Below are 15,669 nucleotides of genomic sequence, written 5' to 3' on the forward strand. Positions count from 1 at the left end.
CTGGCGGGCCGCCGGCCCGGCCTTCAGCCGATCCGGCCGAGCAGAAGGTACTCCATGAGTGCCTTCTGCACGTGCATCCTGTTTTCTGCCTCATCCCAGACCACCGACTGCGGCCCGTCGATCACCTCGGCGGTGACCTCCTCGCCGCGGTGGGCCGGCAGGCAGTGCATGAACAGGGCGTCGGGCTGGGCCACGGCCATCATGTCGGCGTCGACGCACCAGTCGGCGAAGGCCTTGATGCGGGCTTCGTTCTCGGCCTCGTAGCCCATGCTGGTCCAGACGTCGGTGGTCACCAGGTGGGCACCACGGCAGGCTTCCAGCGGGTCCTTGAAGACCTTGTAGCAGTCGCGCTGGCTGATGCCGGCCACGGCCGGGTCCACCTCGTAGCCGCCGGGCGTGCTGACGTGAACCGTGAAGCCCAGGATCTCGGCGGCCTGCAGCCAGGTGTTGGCCATGTTGTTGCCATCACCCACCCAGGTCACGACCTTGCCCTTGAGGCTGTCCAGGTCGTAGCCCCGGGCGCCCACCGGAGCGCGGTGCTCCAGGTAGGTGAACAGGTCGGCCAGGATCTGGCAGGGGTGGAACTCGTTGGTCAGGCCGTTGATCACCGGCACCCGCGAGTGCGCGGCGAAGCGCTCGATCTTGGTCTGCTCGTAGGTGCGGATCATCACGATGTCGACCATGCGGCTGATCACGCGCGCGCTGTCCTCGATCGGCTCGGCGCGGCCCAGCTGGCTGTCGCCGGTCGTGAGGTGCACCACCGAGCCGCCCATCTGGTACATGCCGGCCTCGAAGCTGACCCGCGTGCGGGTGCTGGCCTTCTCGAAGATCATCGCCAGCGTGCGGTCGGCCAGCGGCTGGTATTTCTCGTAGTTCTTGAAGCGGCTCTTGATGATGCGGGCGCGCTCGAACAGGTAGGCGTACTCCTCGGCCCGGAAATCCTTGAACTGCAGGTAGTGCTTCATCAGCGTGTCTCCCGGCTTCATGCCGCGGCCTCGGACAGGAAGGTCTTGATCACCGGCACCAGCAGGGCGACGATTTCGTCGGCCTCGTCCTGGGTCAGGATCAGCGGCGGCACCAGGCGCACCACGGTGTCGGCGGTGACCGACAGCAGCAGCCCGGCCTGCATTGCGCGGGTCAGGATGGCGCCGCAGGGGCGGGTCAGCTCGATGCCCAGCATCAGGCCCTCGCCGCGCACTTCCTTGACGCCGTCCACGCCCGCCAACTCGCGCTGCAGCGCGGACTTCAGGTGGGCGCCCACCGCGGCGGCATTGGCCATCACGCCGTCTTCTTCCATGATCTTCAGCGTGGCGATGCCGGCGCGCATCGACAGCGGGTTGCCGCCGAAGGTGGTGCCATGATTGCCCGGGCCGAAGACATTCAGCGCCTTGGGTCCGACGACCACGGCGCCGATCGGCACGCCCGAGCCCAGGCCCTTGGCCAGCGGCATCACGTCGGGGACGATGCCGGCCCACTGGTGGGCGAACCACTTGCCGGTGCGGCCGATGCCGCACTGCACCTCGTCGAGCATCAGCAGCCAGCCGTTGGCATCGCACAGCGCGCGCACCTCGCGCAGGTAGTCCCAGCGCGCCGGGTTGATGCCGCCTTCACCCTGGATGGTCTCCAGGAAGACCGCGGTGATGTTGCGGTTGGCGCTGTGGGCGCGCAGCGCCTCGATGTCGTTGAAGGGCACGCGGATGAAGCCCTCGACCAGCGGCCCGAAGCCTTCCTGCACCTTGGGGTTGCCGGTGGCGCTGAGGGTGGCGATCGAGCGGCCATGGAAGGCCTTCTCGAAGACGATCACCTCAGGGCGCTCGATGCCACGGTCATGGCCGGCCTTGCGGGCGATCTTCAGCGCGGCCTCGTTGGCCTCCAGGCCGGTCGAGCAGAAGAAGGCCGCCGACAGGCCCGACAGTTCCGCCAGCTTGGCGCCCAGCGCCTCCTGCAGCGGGTTCTCGTAGTAGTTGCTGCAGTGGATGAGCTTACCCATCTGGTCGGTCAGCTCCGCCAGCAGCTTGGGGTGGGCATGGCCCAGGGTGTTGACGGCGATGCCGCCCAGGCCGTCGAGGTAGCGTCGGCCTTCGGTGTCCCAGACGCGGCAGCCTCGGCCGTGCGACAGCGCGATCGGCAGCCGGCCATAGGTGTTCATCACGTGGGGCATCGAGGCGGTCATCCCTTGGACTCCAGTCGAAATCGGTGAAAGAAACAGGTTCGGGAAAAGAAAAGGGCCGGCAGCGCCTCATTTCACGCACCGGCCCACCGCAATTCTAAAGCCCGCACCCGAACAGGGCGACAAACCCGAAAGACCGCACTGGAGTCGCCATGCATGCTGCGTTGCAACACGATCGGGGCACAATACGTGCTTCTCTTCCGCATCCTGAAAACAAACGGCATCTCGCGACAGCGCCATGCCAGCTTGTTCCCGTACGCTCGTCGCTGCCGCCGATTCCTGAGCCCATGTCCGTCACCAAGCCCCGCGAGTTCTTCATCCAAGGCATCACGCTGGAAGGACGGACCTTCCGTCCCAGTGACTGGGCCGAGCGCCTGGCCGGTGCGATGTCGTGCTTCCGCCCGGGGGGCGGCGCGGGCGGCATTGGCGCCTTCATCGGCTACTCGCCGTACTGCGTGCCGCGGGTGATCAATGGCGTGAAGTGCGTGATCGTCAACGAGGCGCTGCGCGACCTCGAACCCATGGCCTGGGACTTCGTGATGAACTTTGCCAAGGACAACCACCTGCAGGTGTCCGAGGCCTGCCTGCTGCCCGACCCGCCGTCGGCCTGAGGCCTGCGCCGCGGATGCCACAGTCCGTGGCGTGGCTTGGGCGGGCTGGTGGCGACTGCCAGGAAACTCAGCCTGGCGCTGCCCAAGAACATCAGCCCCGCCCTGCGGCCCCCACCCCACAGGCCATGGGGTACAGGGCGCCACAGAACAAGGGCCCCGCACGTCGGGGCCCACCATGAAAAAGGCCCCGCAGTGCGGGGCCTTTGTCTTCCACCTGGAGAGGGTTGTCAGGCGGCGAGCGCCTTGATCTTGGCGGACAGGCGGCTCTTGTGACGAGCGGCCTTGTTCTTGTGGAAGATGCCCTTGTCGGCGATCGAGTCGATCACGCTCTGGGCGGTCTTGAACAGGTCGGTGGCCTGGCCCTTGTCGCCGGCGGCGACGGCCTTGAGCACGTTCTTGATCGAGGTGCGGAACTTCGAACGCAGCGAGGTGTTGGCGGCGTTCAGGTTGACGTCCTGGCGAGCGCGCTTGCGGCCCGACGCGAGACGAACGGTCTTCTTCTTGGCTTTGGAGGAAGTGGCCATTGCTTGAAATTGGGTCCAGGTGGATAAAGACTATCGAGTATAGCATTTTCCTGGTCCAGCTGGCAAGGTGGCCGCCGGTGGGTCCCTATAATCGGTCGGCTGTGCCCTGGCATGGCTGCCGCGTGAGCGGGCGGCCCACCGCATGAACCTGCTCAAGGCGGCCACCACCGTCTCCCTCTGGACCCTGTTGTCGCGCATCACCGGCCTGGTGCGCGAGCAGCTCGTGGCGCACGCCTTCGGCGCCAGCGCGATGACCGATGCGTTCAACATCGCGTTCCGCATTCCCAACCTGCTGCGGCGGCTGTTCGCCGAAGGGGCCTTCTCGGCCGCCTTCGTGCCCATTCTGGCCGCCAGCCGCGAGACCGACGGCGACGAGGCCACGCGCCGCCTGATCGACGCTGTCGCCACCATGCTGGCGTGGGCGCTGCTGCTGACCTGCGCTGTGGGCGTGGCCGGGGCGCCGGTGATCGTCTGGCTGTTCGGCGCCGGCCTGGAAGAGCTGGACCTGGCGGTGCTGATGACCCGCTGGATGTTCCCCTACATCGGCTTCATGTCGATGGTGGCGCTGGCGGCTGGCATCCTCAACACCTGGAAACGCTTCGTGGTGCCGGCGGCCACGCCGGTGCTGCTGAACCTGTCGGTGATCGCCTGCGCCTGGGGCCTGACGCCCTTGCTGGAGCGTCACGGCATCCGGCCGATCCACGCGCTGTCGGTGGGCGTGGTCCTGGGCGGGGTGCTGCAGATGGCGGTGCAGGTGCCGGCGCTGGCGCGCATCGGCTGCCTGCCGCACATCGGCCTGACACCGGCGGGCCTGAAGCGTGCGTGGCAACACCCGGGCGTGCACCGCGTGCTGTCCCAGATGGCGCCGGCGCTGCTGGGCGTGTCGGTGGCGCAGATCTCGCTGCTGATCAACAGCCAGATCGCCTCGCACCTGGGGGCGGGGGCGGTGTCCTGGCTCACCTACGCCGACCGGCTGATGGAGTTCCCGACCGCGCTGCTGGGTGTGGCGCTGGGCGTGGTGCTCACCCCGGGTCTGTCGGCGCTGAAGGCCCGTGGCGACGCCCAGGGCTACTCGGGCCACCTGGACTGGGGCCTGCGTCTGGCGCTGATGCTGGCCTGGCCCTGCGCGCTGGCGATGCTGGTGTTCGGCCTGCCGCTGATGGCGGTGCTGTTCCACCACGGCGCCTTCGACGAGCGGGCGCTGCGCATGAGCACGCTGGCGGTGCAGGGCTACGGCGTGGGCCTGATCGGCCTGATCGGCGTGAAGGTGCTGGCGCCGGGCTTCTACGCCCAGCAGGACATCCGCACGCCGGTGCGCATTGCCATCGTCGTGCTGGTGCTCACCCAGGTGATGAACGCCGCCTTCGTGCCCTGGCTGGGGCACGCCGGCCTGGCGCTGGCCACCAGCCTGGGGGCGATGGGCAATGCGGCCTGGCTGCTGCGCGGGCTGCGCGCGCGCGGCATCTACATGCCGGAGCCTGGCTGGGGGGGGTTCATCCTGCGGGTGATGGTGGCCTCGGCGGTGCTGGCCGGCTGGCTGGCCTGGGTGGCCTGGCGCCTGGACTGGGTGGCGCTGCAGGCGCATTGGCTGCAGCGCGCCGGCCTGCTGTTCGGTGCGCTGGCGGTGGCGGCGCTGCTGTACTTCGGCGTGCTGCGCCTGCTGGGGCTGAACCTGCGGCAGTTCGCCCGCCGAGGCTGAGCGCCATGACCCAGACGCCGCGCTTCGCGCCGGCCAGTCCGCTGGACTATTTCTCGGCGCTGGTGGCGGAAGGGGCCGATGTCGCGCTGCTGGAGGCGGCGATCCTGCTGGCCCAGGACGACCACCCGATGCTGGACGTGCAAGGCGTGCTCGACGAGATCGACCAGCTCGCCCAGCGCCTGCGCCAGCGACTGCCCGCCGATGCGCCGCCAACCCACCGGCTGCGCATGCTCAACCGCTACTTCTTCCGCGAACTGGGCTTTGCCGGCAACGTCAACGACTACCACCACGCCGACAACAGCTACCTGCACCGGGTGCTGCAGACGCGCCTGGGCATTCCCATCTCGCTGGCGCTGCTGTACATCGAGATCGCCCAGCAGATCGGCCTGACGGCGCGCGGCATCTCGTTCCCCGGCCACTTCCTGGTCAAGCTGCGGCTGCCGGCCGGCGAGGTGGTGGTCGACCCCTTCACCGGCGAGTCGCTCTCGCGCGATCGTCTGGCGCAGCGCCTGGAGCCCTGGCGCCAGCAGCTGGGCCTGCCGGGCGATGACGAGCTGCCGCTGGGCCTGTTCCTGCAGGCGGCCGAGCCGCGCGAGGTGCTGGCGCGCATGCTGCGCAACCTCAAGTCAGTGCATGAACGCCAGGGTGACCTGCGGCGCCAGCTGGCGGTGCAGCAGCGCCTGGTGCGGCTGTTGCCGGGCGACTGGGACGAGCGCCGCGACCGCGGCCTGCTGCTGGCCGAGCTGGGCCGCCCGGCCGAGGCGCTGGTCGACCTGCAGACCTGCCTGGACCAGCGCCCCGACGGCCCGCAGGCCGAGCTGCTGCGCCAGCGCATGGCCGAGCTGCGCGGACGCCCCCCCGCCTGAGCGGCGTGGACGGTCGCCGTACAATCGCGCAGCGTGTTGCGGGACGCCCCCCACGGGCCGCGCGGCTGGCCGGCCCCGACACCGTGACCCGCACCGCCCCGCCGCCGCCAGCGTTCCTGCCGGGACGCGCGTGCCGCCGATCCCTGTACCGATGAACCTATCCCCCGCCCAGAGACAGTCGCTGAGCTGGCTGCTGATCGCCGCAGTCGTGCTGGTGCTGCTGTGGCTGCTCGCGCCCGTGCTGATGCCCTTCCTGATCGCGGCGGTGCTGGCCTATGCGCTGCAGCCGCTGACCGAGGCGCTGGCCCGGCGCGGCTGGCCGCGTTCGCTGGCGGCCACGCTGGCGGTGCTGCTGGCGGTGGTGTCGGTGCTGGCGATGGCGCTGCTGGTGGTGCCCATCATCGCCCGCGAACTGCCCATCCTGCGCGAGCAGATCCCGCGCGGTGCCGAGTGGGCCAACCAGGTGCTGGCGCCGGCGCTGGCCAGGCTGGGCATCGAGGTGCGCCTGGATGTGGCCGGCATCAAGGACATGGTGCTCAAGGGCCTTGGCGGCAACCTCGAGGATGGCCTGGCGGCGTTGCTCAGCTCGGCGCGCCTGGGCGGCAGCGTGGTGCTGACCGTGCTGGGCAACCTGGTGCTGGTGCCGCTGGTGCTGTTCTACCTGCTGCTGGACTGGCCGCAGATGATGGAGCGGCTGCGCCGGCTGGTGCCGCCGCGCATGCGTGCCTCGGTGGACAGCTTCCTGGGCGAGTGCGACGAGCTGCTGGGCCAGTACCTGCGCGGCCAGCTGATGGTGATGCTGGTGCTGTCGGTCTGGTATGCCGGTGCGCTGGCGCTGGCCGGTTTCGAGCTTGCGCTGCCGGTGGGCGTGTTCACCGGCCTGCTGGTCTTCATTCCCTACCTGGGCTTCGGCCTGGGCCTGGTGCTGGCGCTGCTGAGCGCGGTGCTGCAGTTCGGCAGCTGGTACGGCCTGGGCGCGGTGGCCGTGGTCTACGGCCTGGGCCAGATGCTGGAGAGCTTCGTGCTGACGCCGCGCCTGGTGGGTGAGCGCATCGGCCTGAACCCGCTGGCGGTGATCTTCGCGCTGATGGCCTTCGGCCAGCTGTTCGGTTTCGTGGGCGTGCTGGCGGCGCTGCCGCTGTCGGCGGTGGCCCTGGTCGCTGCCCGGCGCGTGCTGGCCGCCTACCTGCAAAGCGAGCTGTACCGCGGATGAAGCAGATCCCGCTGGCCATCGGACTGGGGCCCGAGCCCGGTTTCGACAACTTCGTGACCGGGCCCAATGGGGTGGCCCTGCATGCGCTGACCCAGTGGCGCCAGCCGGGTCCGCCGGTGTTCCTGCACGGGCGGGCCGGCACCGGCAAGTCGCACCTGCTGGCGGCCTGGGCGGCGCGGGTGCGGGGGCAGGGCGGTCAGGTGGCCTGGTTCCACGCCAGCACACCGCTGCCCTGGACCTTCGACGAGGCCTGGACCCTGGTCGTCATCGACGACGCCCAGGACCTGGACGAGGCGCGCCAGCATGCCGCCTTCACGCTTTTCGTCGAGGCCGCCACCCATGGCACGCAGATGGCCGCCGCCGCCCGCCTGCCGCCCGTGGACCTTCCGCTGCGCGAGGACCTGCGCACGCGCTTCGGCTGGGGCCCGGTGTTCGAGCTGCAGCCACTGGACGAAGCCGCCACCCGAGCGGTACTGCGCCGCGAGGCCGACGCGCGTGGCCTGATGCTGTCCGACGAGGTGATGGACTACCTGCTGACCCGCTTCGAGCGCGACCTGGGCTCGCTGAAAAGCCTGCTGCACCGGCTCGACCGCTTCTCGCTGGCCGAGCGCCGCGCCGTCACCGTTCCCCTGCTCAAGAAGATGCTCACTGAAGGCGAGGTGGCCGCATGAGGCTGGCCCTGTTCGACCTGGATGGCACCCTGCTGCCCACCGATTCCGACCACGCCTTCGGCGAGTTCATGTGCGCCATCGGCTGGACCGACGGCCAGGCCTGGCGCGCGCGCAATCAGCAGTTCTTCGAGCAGTACCAGGCCGGCACGCTGGTGCTGGCCGACTACGTGGACTTCGCCACCTCGGCCTGGCGCCACCGCCCGCTGGCCGACGCCGAGGCCGCGCGCGAGCGCTTCATGCAGGAGGTGATCGGCCCCGCGCTGCGCTTCGAGGCGATCGAGCTGGTGCGCGCCCACCAGCAGGACGGCGACCTGGTGGCGGTGGTCACCGCCACCAACGAATTCGTCACCCGGCCGATCGCCACGGCCTTCGGTGTCGAGACCCTGCTGGCGGTGGAACTGGAGCGCGGCGCCGACGGCCGCGCCACCGGCGCCATCCGCGGCACCCCCACCTTCCGCGAAGGCAAGGTGGCGCGCGTCCAGGCCTGGCTGCACAGCCGGGGCCAGTCCTTCGCCGACTTCGACGACGTGCTGTTCTACAGCGACTCCACCAACGACCTGCCGCTGCTCGAGGCGGTGCCCACCCCGGTGGCCACCAACCCGACGCCGGCCCTGCGTCAGATCGCGCTTGAGCGCGGCTGGCGCATCATCGACCTCTTCGACGCGACATGATCCGCAAATTCATCGACAAGCTGCTGGGCAAGCCCGCAGCGCCGCAGCCCGCCGGCATCCCGCTGGGCAAGCGCCTGGAGATCCCGGCGTCCGAGCATGGCATCGACCCCTCGCTGCTCGACGAGCGCGCGGTGCGCGTGGTCACCACGCTGCAGGACGCGGGCCACGAGGCCTACATCGTCGGTGGCGCGGTGCGCGACCTGCTGGTGGGCCGCCGCCCCAAGGACTTCGACGTCGCCACCAACGCCACGCCCGAGCAGGTCAAGGGCCTGTTCCGCCGCGCCTTCATCATCGGCCGGCGCTTTCGCATCGTCCACGTGATCCATGGCCGCGGCCGCGACCACGAGGTGATCGAGGTCTCCACCTTCCGCGCCTACATGGACGCCAGCGCCGCCGAGCAGGTGGCCGGCAATGAGAAGACCTCCAAGAAGGAGATCGAGAACAAGAGCCACGTCGTCGATGCCGACGGCCGCGTGCTGCGCGACAACGTCTGGGGCCCGCAGATCGAGGACGCCGCGCGCCGCGACTTCACCGTCAACGCGATGTACTACGACCCGAGGCGTCAGCTGGTGGTCGACTACCACCATGGCTTCAAGGACGTGCGTGCGCAGACGCTGCGCATGATCGGCGACCCGGCCACCCGCTACCGCGAAGACCCGGTGCGCATCCTGCGCGTGGTGCGCTTTGCCGCCAAGCTGGGCTTCAAGATCGAGCCCAAGACGCACAAGGCGATCGCCGCCGCCATCCCGCTGCTCGCCAACGTGCCGGCCTCGCGCATGTTCGACGAGATGATCAAGCTGCTGCAGACCGGCCACGCGCTGGCCAGTCTGGAGCAGATCCAGGCCCAGGGCCTGGGCCGGGGTGTCTTCCCGATCCTGGATGCTGCGCTGCTCAACGCCCCGGCCGGCAGCGCGCGCCAGAAGTTCATCCAGCTGGCGCTGGCCGACACCGACCGCCGGGTGGGCGAGGGCAAGGCGGTGGCGCCCAGCTTCATGCTGGCCTGCATGCTGTGGCACGACGTGCAGGCCGGCTGGGCCGAGCGCCGCGCCGCCGGCGAGCACCCGTCGCCGGCGCTGCAGCAGGCGATCGACGCGGTCTTCGACGCCCGCATCGGCGACATCTCCGGCCGCGGCAAGCTGGCCGCCGACATGCGCGACATCTGGATGATGCAGCCGCGCTTCGAGCGCCGCACGCCCAACGGCGCCTTCGGCCTGGTCGAGCAGCCGCGTTTCCGCGCCGGCTTCGATTTCCTGCGCCTGCGCGCCGACGTGGGTGAGATCCCGGCCGAGCTGGCCGAGTGGTGGGAGGATTTCTCGCTGGGCAGCCCGGAGGACCGCGAGGCCCTGCTGGAAGCGGTGCGCGACAGCCAGCACAAGCCGCGCCGCGCGCCCAAGCCGGCCCGGGCGCCAGCGGCCACTGCCCAGGCCCCGCGCGAGGCCGACGCCGATGACGACGGCCCTGAGGCCGGCGCGGAGGGCGGCCCGGACGCCGGCGATGGCCCCGACGAGGGCGGTGACGCCGCCCCGGCGCGCAAGCGCCGCCGGCGCCGCCGCCGCAAGCCCTCGGGCGGGGGCGAGGGCGCGCCGCCCGCCGCGGCCTGAGCGTCGTGACCGAGCTGGCCTACATCGGGCTGGGTGCCAACCTGGGCGATGCCCAGGGCACGCTGCGGCTGGCCTGGCAGGCTCTGACCACGGTGGCGGGGGTCGAGGGCGACGGCCTGTCGGGCCTGTGGCGCAGCGCGCCGGTCGATGCCGGCGGCCCCGACTACGTCAACGCCGTGGGTCGCGTGCGCACCGCGCTGGCGCCGCGCGCGCTGCTGGCGGTGCTGCAGGACATCGAGCAGCGCCACGGCCGCGAACGACCCTACCGCAACGCGCCGCGCACCCTGGACCTGGACCTGCTGCTCTACGGCCAGTTGGTGCAGGACGACCCGGTGCTGACGCTGCCGCACCCGCGGATGCACCAGCGCGCCTTCGTGCTGCGCCCGCTGGCCCAGCTGGCGCCGGAACTGGCGCTGGCGCAGGGCGACTGGCCCACGCTGCTGGCGGCCGTGGCCGATCAGCGTCTCGAACCCCTGTGAGGGCCCTGGCATGACCTGGCTGACCAGCCTGCCGCTGTGGGTGCAGACCTTTGGCCTGCTCACCCTGTCCAACCTGTTCATGACCGTGGCGTGGTATGGCCACCTGCGCCATCAGGCCGGCCAGGCCTGGTACGTGGCCGCCCTGGTCAGCTGGGGCATCGCGCTCTTCGAGTACCTGCTGCAGGTGCCGGCCAACCGCATCGGCTACGGCGGCGGCTACAGCCTGGCGCAGCTGAAGATCGCCCAGGAGGTGATCACCCTGGCGGTCTTCGTGCCTTTCGCGGTGTTCTACATGGGGCAGCCGCTGAAACTGGACTACCTGTGGGCCGGGCTGTGCCTGCTGGGCGCGGTGTACTTCATCTTCCGGTCCTGAGCGCCCGCTAGAATGCGGATATGACAGGGCGATGACCGCAGTGTGACGGTCACCGCCCCTTTTTGCGCCCGCACCGGGCCAGAGGAGACCCCGATGTTCTTCGGCAAGCTGTTGCCCAAGGAAGGCAACTTTTTCGAACTCTTCAACGAGCATGGCAAATACATCGCCGAGGGGGCCCGCTCCTTCACGTCGATGATCCAGTACTACAGCACGCCCGACCTGCGTGAGAAGTACGCCGCCGAGGTGGACAACGCCGAGCGCGCCGCCGACAAGGTCACGGCCGAGGTCAACCGCCTGCTGCACCGCAGCTTCATCACGCCGATCGACCGCGAGCAGATCCACGGCCTGATCAACGCGATGGACGACATCCTCGACCTGCTGCAGGACTCCTCCGAGGTGATGGCGCTGTACAACGTGCAGAACGTCAACGAGGACGTGATCCGCCTGGGTGACATCTCGCTGAAGTGCTGCGAGCGCGTGCAGCATGCGGTCTCGCTGCTGCCCAAGCTGTCGCAGCCCGAGGTGGCCGAGGCCGCGCTCAAGACCTGCGAGGAGATCGACCGCCTGGAAAGCGACGCCGACCGGGTGATGCGCAGCGCCATGTCCAAGCTCTTCCGCGACGACATCGACGTCAAGGAGCTGATCAAGCTGAAGGCCATCTACGAGCACATGGAGTCGATCTCCGACCGCTGCGAGGATGTCGCCAACCTGATCGAGGGCGTCGTCCTCGAGAACTCCTGAGCGGCCGCGGCCCGGACTTCTCATGGAAGCAGCCCAGATCGCGTTCTGGTTCGTCGTCGTGCTGGTGGCCCTGGCCCTGGCCTTCGACTTCATGAACGGTTTCCACGACGCGGCGAACTCGATCGCCACCGTCGTCTCCACCGGTGTGCTCAAGCCGCAGCAGGCGGTGCTGTTCGCCGCCTTCTTCAACGTCATCGCCATCTCGGTCTTCCACCTCAGCGTGGCCAAGACCATTGGCAAGGGCATCGTCGAGCCTGGCGTGGTCGACCAGCATGTGGTCTTCGGCGCGCTGATCGGCGCCATCACCTGGAACATCATCACCTGGTGGTACGGCATCCCCTCGTCCAGCTCGCACGCGCTGATCGGCGGCATCATCGGTGCGGTCATCACCAAGGCGGGCCTGGGCAAGCTGATCGGCGCCGGCATCGCCAAGACGGTGGTCTTCATCTTCATCTCGCCGGCCCTGGGCTTCGTGCTGGGCTCGCTGATGATGGTGGGCGTGTCCTGGGTGTTCCGGCGCACCGCGCCGATGCGCGTGGACCGCTGGTTCCGGCGTTTCCAGCTGGTCTCGGCCGGCCTGTATTCGCTGGGCCATGGCGGCAACGACGCGCAGAAGACCATCGGCATCATCTGGATGCTGCTGGTGGCCTCGGGCTACGTGGCCGCCTCCGACACGGCACCGCCCGACTGGGTGATCTGGTCGTGCTACATGGCGATCGGCCTGGGCACGATGTTCGGCGGCTGGCGCATCGTCAAGACCATGGGCCAGCGCCTGACCAAGCTCAAGCCGGTGGGCGGCTTCTGTGCCGAGACCGGCGGCGCGCTGACGCTGTTCCTGGCCACTTCGCTGGGCATCCCGGTGTCGACCACCCACACGATCACCGGCGCCATCCTGGGCGTGGGCTCGGTGCGCAACCCGTCGGCGGTGCGCTGGGGCCTGGCCGGCAACATCGTCTGGGCCTGGATCTTCACGATCCCGGCGGCGGCCTTCGTGGCCGGCGTGTTCTACTGGATCAGCACGATGCTGTTCTGAGCCACGCGGTTCGGCGCACAGACAGGGCCTTGCGGGGCCCTGTGTCGTGTCTGGCCCTCAGTCGGCCGCCGGCAGCGTGTCGCCCACACCCAGCGCGCGTTGCATCAGCACCACGTCCAGCCAGCGGCCGAACTTCCAGCCCGAGGCCTTGAGCACGCCGGTGTGCTCGAAACCCAGCCGCCGGTGCACGCCGATCGAGCCGGCATTCGCGCTGTCGCCGATCACCGCCAGCATCTGGCGGGCGCCACGCGCCTCGCACTGGCCCACCAGTTCGGCCAGCAGGGCGGTGCCCACGCCACGGCCCTGGGCCTCGGGAGCCAGGTAGATCGAGTCCTCCAGGCAGAAGCGGTAGGCCAGGCGCGGCCGGAAATGGTTGGCGTAGGCATAGCCCAGCAACGCGCCGTCGGCGCCTGCGGCCACCAGCCAGGGCAGCTGCTTGCCCAGCACGTCGGCGCGGCGGCGGCCCATCTCGGCCAGGTCGGGCGGCTCCAGTTCGAAGGTGCCGGTGCCGTGCAGCACGGCCTGGCCATAGATCGCGGTGATGGCCGGCAGGTCGGCATCGGTGCTGGGGCGGATGAGCAGCTCGGGCATCTCGGTTTGTCAGGTTCGCTGTACAGACCCTATAATCCCATGTTTTCCAGCACCGGCTTGACGGTACCCACGGAGCGTGGTCACCGAGCAGGCGTATCTACGGGGCTGGAGCAGCGTTCGGGTCTGACGTACATCTGCACATCAGGCCCGGGCAACCGGATCAGCCAATCCAGGCGGTGTCTCCCAGGCGCGGCGGTCCACACGAACTGAACATCAAGGAACGACAACATGGTCGTGATTCGTCTGGCCCGCGGTGGCTCCAAGAAGCGCCCCTTCTACAACATCGTCGTCGCCGACTCGCGCGAGCGCCGTGATGGCCGCTTCATCGAGAAGCTGGGCTTCTACAACCCGGTGGCCTCCGAGGGCGAAGAAGCCCTGCGCGTGGCTCAGGACCGCGTGACCTACTGGGTCGGCGTCGGCGCCCAGCCGTCGGACACCGTCTCGCGCCTGATCGCCCAGGCCAAGGCCAAGGTCGCCCCGGCCGCCTGACCGGCCCGGCCGGCCCACCCATCCGCGCATGACGTCGCCTGATGCGGTGAGCTGGCCCGATGACGCGGTCGAGGTCGGCCGCATCATCGACGCCTGGGGCATCAAGGGCGGGTTCAAGGTCCAGCCTTTTTCCGCCGATCCCCAGGCCCTGTTTTCCTCCCGCCGCTGGTTCCTGCAACCGGCGGACGCGGCGCCCGGCAAGGGTGTCGCCGCGGTGCGCGCCGCCAAGCCGGCGCCGCTGCCGGCGCTGCTGAAGATCACCAGCGCCAAGGAACATGGCGAGGTGGTCGTGGCCACCGCCCAGGACATCCCCGACCGCAACGCCGCTGAGGCGCTCAAGGGCGCCCGGGTGTTCGTCTCGCGCCAGAGCTTTCCCACCGCCGACCCCGACGAGTTCTACTGGGTCGACCTGATCGGCCTGCAGGTGCTCAACCGCGAGGGGGCGGTGCTCGGCACCGTCACCGACCTGCTTGAAACCGGGGCCCACTGCGTGCTGCGCGTGCGTCGCCCCGACGCGGCCGCTGATGCGCCGCCCGACGAGGCCGAGCGCCTGATCCCCTTCGTGGCCGCCTATGTCGACGAGGTGGACCTGCCGGGCCGGTGCCTGCTCGTCGACTGGGGCCTGGACTATTGACGATCGGGCCATGCGCTTCGACGTCATCACGCTGTTTCCCGAGCTGTTCACGCCCTTTCTCACGCAGGGCGTGACCCGGCGCGCCTTCGAGTCGGGCCAGGTGGACGTGCGCTGCTGGCCGCTGCGCGATTTCGCCGACGACAACTACCGCCGCGTCGATGACCGTCCCTACGGCGGCGGCCCCGGCATGGTGATGCTCGCCGAGCCGCTGGAGCGCGCGCTGGCCGCGGTGCGCGCCGACCGCGCCGCCCCCGCGCCGGTGATCCACTTCAGCCCCACCGGCCGACGCATCGACCAGGCCCTGCTGCGCGAGATGGCCGGCGGCCCTGGCGCGCTGCTGCTGTGCGGCCGCTACGAAGGGATCGACCAGCGCCTGCTTGACCGCCATGTCGACCTGGAACTGAGCCTGGGCGACTTCGTGCTGTCCGGGGGCGAACTGCCCGCGCTGGCGCTGCTGGACGGCATCGCGCGTCTGCAGGAGGGCGTGCTGGCCGACGCCCGCTCGCACCAGCAGGACAGCTTCGAGGACGGCCTGCTCGACTGCCCGCACTACAGCCGCCCCGAGGTCTGGACGCCCGCTGAGGGCGAGGCCGCCCAGCCGGTGCCGCCCGTGCTGCTGTCCGGCCACCATGCGCAGATCGAGCGCTGGCGCCGCGAGCGCTCGCTGGAACTCACCGCGCGCCGTCGCCCCGACCTGATCGCTGCCGCCCGGGCGGCGGGCCGCCTCAGCGCGGCCGATGAGCGCTTCCTGGCTGCGCTTGGCGCCCAGGGCAACGCCGCGCTATAATCAGCGGCTTTTCGATCCTCTGCCGAGGGACGCATCCATGCACCGCCAGGGATGCACCATCTTTCAACCAGCCCCGGCACGATCACTTCGGAGAAGTCAGTGAACCTGATCCAGACCCTCGAGCAGGAAGAAATTGCTCGTCTTGGCAAGACCATCCCGGCCTTTGCCCCCGGCGACACCGTGATCGTCAGCGTCAACGTCGTCGAAGGCACCCGCAAGCGCGTGCAGGCCTACGAAGGCGTCGTGATCGCCAAGCGCAACCGCGGCCTCAACAGCAGCTTCATCGTGCGCAAGATCTCCAGCGGCGAAGGCGTCGAGCGGACCTTCCAGCTCTACAGCCCGCTGATCGCCTCGATCGAAGTCAAGCGCCGCGGTGACGTCCGCCGCGCCAAGCTGTACTACCTGCGCCAGCGCTCGGGCAAGTCGGCGCGCATCAAGGAAAAGCTGTCCTGATCGCCGGCCTCGCGCCTGCCCCCAAGAAAGCCGCCCCACCGGGGCGGTTTTTTTTCGTCCCGG

19 protein-coding genes are annotated in these 15,669 nt (G+C 69.7%); 15 read left to right on the plus strand and 4 right to left on the minus strand.

What is annotated here, in order from left to right:
* Window positions 1-23 precede the first annotated feature (23 nt).
* A complete protein-coding gene (argF, locus tag KAK03_RS20180) occupies window positions 24-986 on the minus strand; it encodes an ornithine carbamoyltransferase (RefSeq protein ID WP_210856503.1) in 963 nt (320 codons plus the stop codon).
* Window positions 983-2,173, minus strand: a complete 1,191-nt coding sequence (locus KAK03_RS20185; RefSeq protein WP_210856504.1) for an aspartate aminotransferase family protein — start codon at window positions 2,171-2,173, stop codon at window positions 983-985. The genes argF and KAK03_RS20185 overlap by 4 nt, the downstream gene beginning before the upstream one ends.
* Window positions 2,174-2,457: 284 nt before the next feature.
* Between KAK03_RS20185 and KAK03_RS20190 the strand changes: the two genes are divergently transcribed.
* The gene (locus tag KAK03_RS20190; protein WP_210856505.1) at window positions 2,458-2,781 is read left to right on the plus strand and encodes a DUF3579 domain-containing protein; all 324 of its coding nucleotides are present in this window, start codon (window positions 2,458-2,460) and stop codon (window positions 2,779-2,781) included.
* 227 nt (window positions 2,782-3,008) lie between these two features.
* Here the strand turns inward: KAK03_RS20190 and rpsT are convergent, their stop codons facing one another.
* On the minus strand, window positions 3,009-3,305 hold the full coding sequence (rpsT, locus tag KAK03_RS20195; protein WP_210803417.1) for a 30S ribosomal protein S20: 297 nt from the start codon (window positions 3,303-3,305) through the stop codon (window positions 3,009-3,011).
* A gap of 142 nt (window positions 3,306-3,447) precedes the next feature.
* Here rpsT and murJ point away from each other — a divergent pair, with 142 nt between their 5' ends.
* The 10 genes from murJ (at window position 3,448) to KAK03_RS20245 (ending at window position 12,652) form a co-directional block, all read left to right on the plus strand.
* A complete protein-coding gene (murJ, locus tag KAK03_RS20200) occupies window positions 3,448-5,004 on the plus strand; it encodes a murein biosynthesis integral membrane protein MurJ (protein WP_210856506.1) in 1,557 nt (518 codons plus the stop codon).
* 5 nt (window positions 5,005-5,009) lie between these two features.
* Complete coding sequence (locus tag KAK03_RS20205; protein ID WP_210856507.1) at window positions 5,010-5,870, plus strand: SirB1 family protein; 861 nt, start codon at window positions 5,010-5,012, stop codon at window positions 5,868-5,870.
* A gap of 151 nt (window positions 5,871-6,021) precedes the next feature.
* Window positions 6,022-7,083, plus strand: a complete 1,062-nt coding sequence (locus KAK03_RS20210; protein WP_210856508.1) for an AI-2E family transporter — start codon at window positions 6,022-6,024, stop codon at window positions 7,081-7,083.
* Window positions 7,080-7,754, plus strand: coding sequence for a DnaA regulatory inactivator Hda (gene hda / locus KAK03_RS20215; RefSeq protein WP_210856509.1), 675 nt, complete (start codon window positions 7,080-7,082; stop codon window positions 7,752-7,754). The genes KAK03_RS20210 and hda overlap by 4 nt, the downstream gene beginning before the upstream one ends.
* The gene (locus tag KAK03_RS20220) at window positions 7,751-8,425 is read left to right on the plus strand and encodes a histidinol-phosphatase (protein ID WP_210856510.1); all 675 of its coding nucleotides are present in this window, start codon (window positions 7,751-7,753) and stop codon (window positions 8,423-8,425) included. The genes hda and KAK03_RS20220 overlap by 4 nt, the downstream gene beginning before the upstream one ends.
* Entirely contained in the window at window positions 8,422-10,026 is a 1,605-nt protein-coding gene (pcnB, locus tag KAK03_RS20225; RefSeq protein WP_210856511.1) for a polynucleotide adenylyltransferase PcnB, read from the plus strand. The genes KAK03_RS20220 and pcnB overlap by 4 nt, the downstream gene beginning before the upstream one ends.
* Complete coding sequence (folK, locus tag KAK03_RS20230) at window positions 10,023-10,505, plus strand: 2-amino-4-hydroxy-6-hydroxymethyldihydropteridine diphosphokinase (RefSeq protein WP_375140992.1); 483 nt, start codon at window positions 10,023-10,025, stop codon at window positions 10,503-10,505. The genes pcnB and folK overlap by 4 nt, the downstream gene beginning before the upstream one ends.
* A 10-nt stretch (window positions 10,506-10,515) precedes the next feature.
* Window positions 10,516-10,878: a DMT family protein gene (locus KAK03_RS20235; RefSeq protein ID WP_210856513.1), complete on the plus strand. Its 363-nt coding sequence runs from the start codon at window positions 10,516-10,518 to the stop codon at window positions 10,876-10,878.
* 93 nt (window positions 10,879-10,971) lie between these two features.
* On the plus strand, window positions 10,972-11,619 hold the full coding sequence (locus KAK03_RS20240; RefSeq protein ID WP_210856514.1) for a DUF47 domain-containing protein: 648 nt from the start codon (window positions 10,972-10,974) through the stop codon (window positions 11,617-11,619).
* A 22-nt stretch (window positions 11,620-11,641) separates the two neighbouring features.
* Window positions 11,642-12,652, plus strand: a complete 1,011-nt coding sequence (locus KAK03_RS20245; RefSeq protein ID WP_210856515.1) for an inorganic phosphate transporter — start codon at window positions 11,642-11,644, stop codon at window positions 12,650-12,652.
* 57 nt (window positions 12,653-12,709) lie between these two features.
* Here the strand turns inward: KAK03_RS20245 and KAK03_RS20250 are convergent, their stop codons facing one another.
* The gene (locus KAK03_RS20250) at window positions 12,710-13,243 is read right to left on the minus strand and encodes a GNAT family N-acetyltransferase (protein ID WP_210856516.1); all 534 of its coding nucleotides are present in this window, start codon (window positions 13,241-13,243) and stop codon (window positions 12,710-12,712) included.
* A 228-nt stretch (window positions 13,244-13,471) separates the two neighbouring features.
* Between KAK03_RS20250 and rpsP the strand changes: the two genes are divergently transcribed.
* The 4 genes from rpsP (at window position 13,472) to rplS (ending at window position 15,606) form a co-directional block, all read left to right on the plus strand.
* Window positions 13,472-13,732 carry a 30S ribosomal protein S16 gene (rpsP, locus tag KAK03_RS20255; RefSeq protein WP_210856517.1) on the plus strand — a complete coding sequence of 87 codons (261 nt, stop codon included), beginning with the start codon at window positions 13,472-13,474 and terminating at the stop codon, window positions 13,730-13,732.
* 28 nt (window positions 13,733-13,760) lie between these two features.
* A complete protein-coding gene (gene rimM, locus KAK03_RS20260) occupies window positions 13,761-14,366 on the plus strand; it encodes a ribosome maturation factor RimM (RefSeq protein WP_210856518.1) in 606 nt (201 codons plus the stop codon).
* A gap of 10 nt (window positions 14,367-14,376) precedes the next feature.
* Window positions 14,377-15,153, plus strand: coding sequence for a tRNA (guanosine(37)-N1)-methyltransferase TrmD (trmD, locus tag KAK03_RS20265; protein ID WP_210856519.1), 777 nt, complete (start codon window positions 14,377-14,379; stop codon window positions 15,151-15,153).
* A gap of 99 nt (window positions 15,154-15,252) precedes the next feature.
* Complete coding sequence (rplS, locus tag KAK03_RS20270) at window positions 15,253-15,606, plus strand: 50S ribosomal protein L19 (RefSeq protein WP_210803402.1); 354 nt, start codon at window positions 15,253-15,255, stop codon at window positions 15,604-15,606.
* Window positions 15,607-15,669: the final 63 nt, after the last annotated feature.

Origin of the sequence: Ideonella alba (assembly GCF_018069845.1) — a bacterium.
Classification (GTDB): Bacteria; Pseudomonadota; Gammaproteobacteria; order Burkholderiales; family Burkholderiaceae_C; genus Ideonella; species Ideonella alba.

Bases quoted from the DNA above. Each gene is read 5' to 3' on its own strand.
- argF (WP_210856503.1), bottom strand. From the start codon at position 986: ATGAAGCCGGGAGACACGCTGATGAAGCACTACCTGCAGTTCAAGGAT.
- KAK03_RS20185 (WP_210856504.1), bottom strand. From the start codon at position 2,173: ATGACCGCCTCGATGCCCCACGTGATGAACACCTATGGCCGGCTGCCG.
- KAK03_RS20190 (WP_210856505.1), top strand. From the start codon at position 2,458: ATGTCCGTCACCAAGCCCCGCGAGTTCTTCATCCAAGGCATCACGCTG.
- rpsT (WP_210803417.1), bottom strand. From the start codon at position 3,305: ATGGCCACTTCCTCCAAAGCCAAGAAGAAGACCGTTCGTCTCGCGTCG.
- murJ (WP_210856506.1), top strand. From the start codon at position 3,448: ATGAACCTGCTCAAGGCGGCCACCACCGTCTCCCTCTGGACCCTGTTG.
- KAK03_RS20205 (WP_210856507.1), top strand. From the start codon at position 5,010: ATGACCCAGACGCCGCGCTTCGCGCCGGCCAGTCCGCTGGACTATTTC.
- KAK03_RS20210 (WP_210856508.1), top strand. From the start codon at position 6,022: ATGAACCTATCCCCCGCCCAGAGACAGTCGCTGAGCTGGCTGCTGATC.
- hda (WP_210856509.1), top strand. From the start codon at position 7,080: ATGAAGCAGATCCCGCTGGCCATCGGACTGGGGCCCGAGCCCGGTTTC.
- KAK03_RS20220 (WP_210856510.1), top strand. From the start codon at position 7,751: ATGAGGCTGGCCCTGTTCGACCTGGATGGCACCCTGCTGCCCACCGAT.
- pcnB (WP_210856511.1), top strand. From the start codon at position 8,422: ATGATCCGCAAATTCATCGACAAGCTGCTGGGCAAGCCCGCAGCGCCG.
- KAK03_RS20235 (WP_210856513.1), top strand. From the start codon at position 10,516: ATGACCTGGCTGACCAGCCTGCCGCTGTGGGTGCAGACCTTTGGCCTG.
- KAK03_RS20240 (WP_210856514.1), top strand. From the start codon at position 10,972: ATGTTCTTCGGCAAGCTGTTGCCCAAGGAAGGCAACTTTTTCGAACTC.
- KAK03_RS20245 (WP_210856515.1), top strand. From the start codon at position 11,642: ATGGAAGCAGCCCAGATCGCGTTCTGGTTCGTCGTCGTGCTGGTGGCC.
- KAK03_RS20250 (WP_210856516.1), bottom strand. From the start codon at position 13,243: ATGCCCGAGCTGCTCATCCGCCCCAGCACCGATGCCGACCTGCCGGCC.
- rpsP (WP_210856517.1), top strand. From the start codon at position 13,472: ATGGTCGTGATTCGTCTGGCCCGCGGTGGCTCCAAGAAGCGCCCCTTC.
- rimM (WP_210856518.1), top strand. From the start codon at position 13,761: ATGACGTCGCCTGATGCGGTGAGCTGGCCCGATGACGCGGTCGAGGTC.
- trmD (WP_210856519.1), top strand. From the start codon at position 14,377: ATGCGCTTCGACGTCATCACGCTGTTTCCCGAGCTGTTCACGCCCTTT.